3 protein-coding genes and 1 pseudogene are annotated in these 5,124 nt (G+C 41.3%); all 4 read right to left on the bottom strand.

Going from position 1 to position 5,124, the window contains the following annotated elements; all coding sequences use genetic code 11:
* Nucleotides 1–139 precede the first annotated feature (139 nt).
* A complete protein-coding gene (locus H0Z19_RS11620; RefSeq protein ID WP_290726791.1) occupies nt 140–1,252 on the bottom strand; it encodes a glycosyltransferase family 4 protein in 1,113 nt (370 codons plus the stop codon).
* Nucleotides 1,249–2,640 carry a sulfatase gene (locus H0Z19_RS11615; protein ID WP_290726788.1) on the bottom strand — a complete coding sequence of 464 codons (1,392 nt, stop codon included), beginning with the start codon at nt 2,638–2,640 and terminating at the stop codon, nt 1,249–1,251. Before H0Z19_RS11615 ends, H0Z19_RS11620 begins: the two co-directional genes overlap by 4 nt.
* Nucleotides 2,624–3,802 (bottom strand): DUF1972 domain-containing protein, encoded by a 1,179-nt coding sequence (locus tag H0Z19_RS11610; RefSeq protein ID WP_290726786.1) that lies wholly within the window; start codon nt 3,800–3,802, stop codon nt 2,624–2,626. Before H0Z19_RS11610 ends, H0Z19_RS11615 begins: the two co-directional genes overlap by 17 nt.
* Nucleotides 3,803–3,887: 85 nt before the next feature.
* Nucleotides 3,888–4,967 (bottom strand): annotated as a pseudogene (wecB, locus tag H0Z19_RS11605) (UDP-N-acetylglucosamine 2-epimerase (non-hydrolyzing)).
* Between the last annotated feature and the right edge of the window lie 157 nt (nt 4,968–5,124).

Below are 5,124 nucleotides of genomic sequence, written 5' to 3'. Positions count from 1 at the left end.
ATGTTCGTATTTTACTTCAATGTGGTGAGAGGATGTTATTAGGACAGGTCGGTTATATTATTGGCAAAAAATTTAAATAGTAAAATCCAACGACAAGTAACAAAGATAATTGTCAACAACTTGAAGGTTTGGAAAATCGCTATTTAACAACCTCCCTGTAAACTTTCAATACCCTTTCAGCAACATTCTCCCATGTAAATCTTTCTGCGTACTTCCTTATCTTTTCTCTGTTCCATTTTTTCTCCAATCCAGTTAAAATTTTCTCTGCCAAATCTTTGGGATTTGCCGGCTCACACAACAATCCAAACTCCTCAGAAGTTATGATTTCTGGCACAGCACCAATCGCGCTACCTATGAATGGAGTCCCACTCGCCAGTGCTTCCAACATGACTATCGGGAAAGTCTCCCTTGTGCTGGGCATAACAAAAATATCCGCTGCCTTTAGCCATACTGGTATCGTGTCATCCGGAACGAATCCTAAAAGGATTACGTGTTCTTCTACCCCCAACTCTCGGATCTGTCTTTCAAGATAGTTTTTTAGTGGGCCTTTGCCCCCAATAAAGAAAACCACATCTTTTCTCTTTTCCACAATATATGGCACAGCCTCTACTAAGTACTGGTACCCCTTTCTTTCAACAAGACGACCTATTCCAAAGACAATTTTTTTGTCAAATGGCAAATTTAGGATTTTCCTGCATTCTGTTCTGGAGTGTCTGCTGAATCTTTTTATATCTACAAAGTTATATATCACAGCTATTTTTTCACTTGGAATTCCATCTATCTGCAAAAGTTGTCTCTTCCAGTATTCCGAGAGTGCTATTATCCGGGCAGCTTTACTTAATATATACCGCCTAATCCCTTTCACTACGCGGTTACTTTTTTTATACTCTATATGAAGAAGACTTGAGTGAACGTGAAAAACAAACGGTGCTCCCAATAATTCACTCCAGAGACCATAGCAGCTGTTTTCCCAGAAACTGAAATCTTTTCCCACATGGGCATGGATAACAATATTTTTTTTTCTTTGTTTGTAATTTTTTATAATTTGTGAGAGTATTATTAGATTTGCGATAAATCTCATAACTTTTTTTGAGATTTCACCCACTAAGTTTTTAGTTTTATCTACCTTGTACGCTTCAACCCTTTTGACGGTGATACCCTCTTCAGTCAGCCTTTTTTCTAGTGTTTTTCCATACGTTTGTATTCCTCCAACACCAGAGGGCACTATATTGACAACAACCAAATTTTTCATGTTGAAACCCTCCAAAACAACTCCTTTCTTAATGTAACCCTGGAAAGTTTCTCCATAAATATCTCCAACAGCTCATCATCTGTAATTGGATTTTGCTCTCTCGGATCATTTTCAAGATTGAACGTCCAGGCAACGCCATCACCCTTGGAGTAAACGAATTTAAGCTTTCCGTAAATTAAAGCTTTCTTCTCATGCCCGTGTATCGTGTTTTCGCTTAAGATGAGCCGCCTTTTGGCACCAAATGCATTAACTCCGTCAAAAAGTATGTTGTGCTGAATGCCGAGTAGATCCAGCAATGTCGGAGCGACGTCAACTCCGCTAACGGACTTTTCTTTTTCTTTTTTACTGGAAATTCCCGGTCCCGTCATTATCATCGGAACCTGAATAAGCTCATTAAACACGCTGTGGCCGTGTCCCACTCCCGCATAGCCGCGTACATCGTGGAAAAACTTGGCCTCCAGTTCTGCATGATCCCAGAATTCCTCACCGTGATCAGAGGTAATAATTAAAATGGTATTGTCCGTCAGTCCTCTATCCTCAAGAAACGCGTAAAACTGTTCTAATTCGTAATCCACATATTTTAGAGTATTATCGTACAGCAAAATCTTGTTTTCTTTAAACTCCTCAAATTCCCTTCCTTTTTGCTTCTCTGGCTTCTGGAAACCTCCCCAGTACTCAATCTTATGCAGTTTTTTTACTTTACCGAAGTAATTGTAGAATTTCTTGGGTGGCGTAATCGGTTCGTGTAGATCTTTCAAGTGGACATGCACAAAAAAGTTTCTTTTCTGTTTTCCTATCCAGTCTTTTAGGTCGTTTAAAATGTGCTCAGCATCTGTTAAAGAGCTAAGCTTTTGTTCGTAAAATCTCCCCCTCACGCAAAGCACTGCAAGGTCAATTCCAGAATTAAAGTAAGTGGCGTAACCAAAAAGTGCTAAAATTTCGCTTAATGTCAGGACACTGCCTTTTAACGGCTTCAGCTTTGATAAATCAAACTTCCTGTCCTCACCGTCCAAGATTGCCCCGTGGTTGTGTGGATAAAAACCGGTATGAACAGACGCTATTGCAGGATAAGTCCACGGAGAAGTTGCAATTAGGGGTGCTTTGTATCCCTTGATGGAGTCCAAAAACGGCGTGGTTTCCCGTGGATAACCATTGGAAGACAGGTGGTCGTACCTTAGGCAATCAACTGTTATTAAGATAACATTTTTGTCTGGTTTACTTGACGTGTCCAGGAGCTTCTCAGAGAAAAAACTAATTTTTTTTATTCTTTCTTCAAAATGCTTCTTGTCCCTCAACGTACCCCTGCCAAACTTAATTATATCATAAATTTTGCGAAGCGTTTTGTATAACCTTACGTTCCCCCTGATTGTCTCAACAATCGATTCCATCTCCTTTACCCCTCCTGATTAAAGTCCTAAACAGTCTCTCATACATCCTCGCAACCTTCCCCCAGTTGTACTGCCTCTTTATCCTCTTAATTTGCGTCTTCTTTATAAGCCTTAGGTCGAACTCCCCCCTCTCAAGCATCTCCATTTTGCTGGCCAAATCTTCGGCATCTTTAAAGTATATCCCACCCTCCTGCAGAACCTCCTTGTTGAACGGAACGTCGTAAGCCAGTATCGGCCTCCTGAACAGCATCTGCTCAAGTAAAGAGGGATTGGTCCCTCCGACCTCATAGGCATGGATGTAGGCAAAGCAGTTCTTCCTCAAGACCCCAAGGACCTTCTTATCGTAGATTGGATCCAGGAAAATTACGTTTTTTCCCTTTAATTTAAGCAGATGCTTCGTGTAAGGATCCTTCCTGTTGAAGTTTCCGACTATAACGAGCTTTTTCTTTGACTTTGACCTTTTAAACCCCTCAACTTCCATGTGGATGTTGTTCTCGGCAACTATCCTTGCCACAGTCAGATAGTATTCTCCTAGATTGAGTTCGTATCCGCCCAGTATTTCAGCTTCCTCCTCTTTTGACACTGCAGGTGTGACCAGCTCCCTCGCTCCGTACGCGATGTACACTGTTTTTTCGGGTTTGTGTTTTTGCTCCAGATGTTTCTGTATTCCGCGGGAGTCAGCAACCACCACATCGGCCAATTTACACGACAGGAACTCCATGAGGTACATGTAAATCATCGTAATCAGGTAAAGGGGAAGGATGTAAAAAGGGGCGAAACGAGATCTTCTTATCAAACGTTTCCATTCAATGCCATCCGGATTTATCAGCACTTTTTTCCTTCCCAGTTTTGGCAGAATCGCCGCTGGAGAGCTGTCAGGTCCGAGGAAGTAGAACAAGTCTATTTTGTCGTGATGTTTCGAATACAGATAAATAGTTGTTATTAAATCGTTTATTGTGGGTATGCTGGTGCTTTTGCTCTCAATTGCCGGTGCGTGGATCCTCCTTATGCCGTGATAAGAATCCTCGTAGAACTTGCTGTCTTCATGCATAACGTAGAAATCAAATTTGTCTTTCAGTCTTGTTACAATCTCTTCCACAAATACTTCCGTCCCTCCGTATTTCGCCGGAATGCCTCTCAGCCCGATAATGGCAATGCGCATACTTTTGCACCTTTTTAATGTTTATTTAATTATATCTAAATGTTCAGACAATCTCTATCTGTACCACCATATCTCAACTTCTCTTTTAGGAACTATTTAAATCGGTTTTGATTATCTCAATAATCCTTTTTCCAGCTTTTCCGTCACCAAATGGATTTCTCCATCTTCTTTCCCTGTTAAGCATCATCCTCACACTATCTAAAATTCTTTTGGGTTGGTTCCTGCTAGAACATTTGATCCTACCTCAAGAGTTTCAGGTCTTTCTGTATTATCCCTCAAAGTCACGCAAGGAACCCCCAAAATACATGTTTCTTCTTGCACTCCTCCTGAATCCGTCAGAACGAGCTTTGCGTTTGCCTCTAACTGCAAAAACTCAAGGAAACCCAGAGGACTGACGACCTCAACTCCGTCCAAACTTAACCCAAACTCTCTAAGCCTTCTTCGAGTTCTCGGATGAATTGGAAATATAAGGCAGAAAGAACTCTTGGAAAATTAACTCTAAATCTTTCAGTATACCCTTCAACTTTTCTTTGACATCCACATTCTCCTGCCTGTGAGCGGTTACCAAGAAGTATCCACGAGGCTTTAATCCAAGGTCCTTCAGCACGTTCACTTTTCTTTTAGCCACCTCTAAATTCTGATAAACTGCATCGACGACGGTGTTCCCGGTGACGAATATCTTGTTCTCATCTACACCTTCTCTCAGCAAATTCTGCTTGGCCTTTTCAGTCGGAGCAAACAGATAATCAGAAATGTGATCTACTAGTAATCGGTTGATTTCCTCTGGCATTCTTCTGTCAAAGCTCCTCAAACCAGCTTCAACGTGTCCGACTTTGATGTACAGCTTCACCGCTGCCAAAGCTCCAGCCAAAACCGTGTTGGTATCACCCTGCACTAGAACAACATCAGGTTTCTCTTTCCTTAAGACTTTTTCGACCCCAATCATAATTTTCCCGGTTTGTTCCGCATGAGTTCCGGAACCAACATCTAGATTAAATCTAGGTTGAGGCAATTCCAGTTCTTCAAAAAACACTTTATCCATTTCGTACGAATAGTGCTGCCCTGTATGCAGGATGAAGTAATTTAGATGTCGCCTCTCACACTCTCTTATAACCGGACTCATCTTAATTATTTCAGGCCGTGTACCAAGCACTATTGCTGTCATTTTATCCCTTTACATTTGGGTCTCTCTCAACATCCAGACATTTATAACGTTTTCACTCCAAGCAAGCGTCTGTATAGTCCCAAAAAATTTGACTTTAAATACCTGATGGGTTACGGCAGACTGACAGAGAGGAAGATAAGGTACATTGTAAGGCACA

The organism is Archaeoglobus sp., from assembly GCF_017656475.1.
In the GTDB taxonomy this organism is placed as follows: domain Archaea; phylum Halobacteriota; class Archaeoglobi; order Archaeoglobales; family Archaeoglobaceae; genus Archaeoglobus.
This window is presented reverse-complemented; position numbering and strand designations above follow the sequence as displayed.

What these genes read in the sequence shown, in the direction of transcription:
- H0Z19_RS11620 (WP_290726791.1), bottom strand. Translation starts at nt 1,252, where the DNA reads ATGAAAAATTTGGTTGTTGTCAATATAGTGCCCTCTGGTGTTGGAGGA.
- H0Z19_RS11615 (WP_290726788.1), bottom strand. Translation starts at nt 2,640, where the DNA reads ATGGAATCGATTGTTGAGACAATCAGGGGGAACGTAAGGTTATACAAA.
- H0Z19_RS11610 (WP_290726786.1), bottom strand. Translation starts at nt 3,802, where the DNA reads ATGCGCATTGCCATTATCGGGCTGAGAGGCATTCCGGCGAAATACGGA.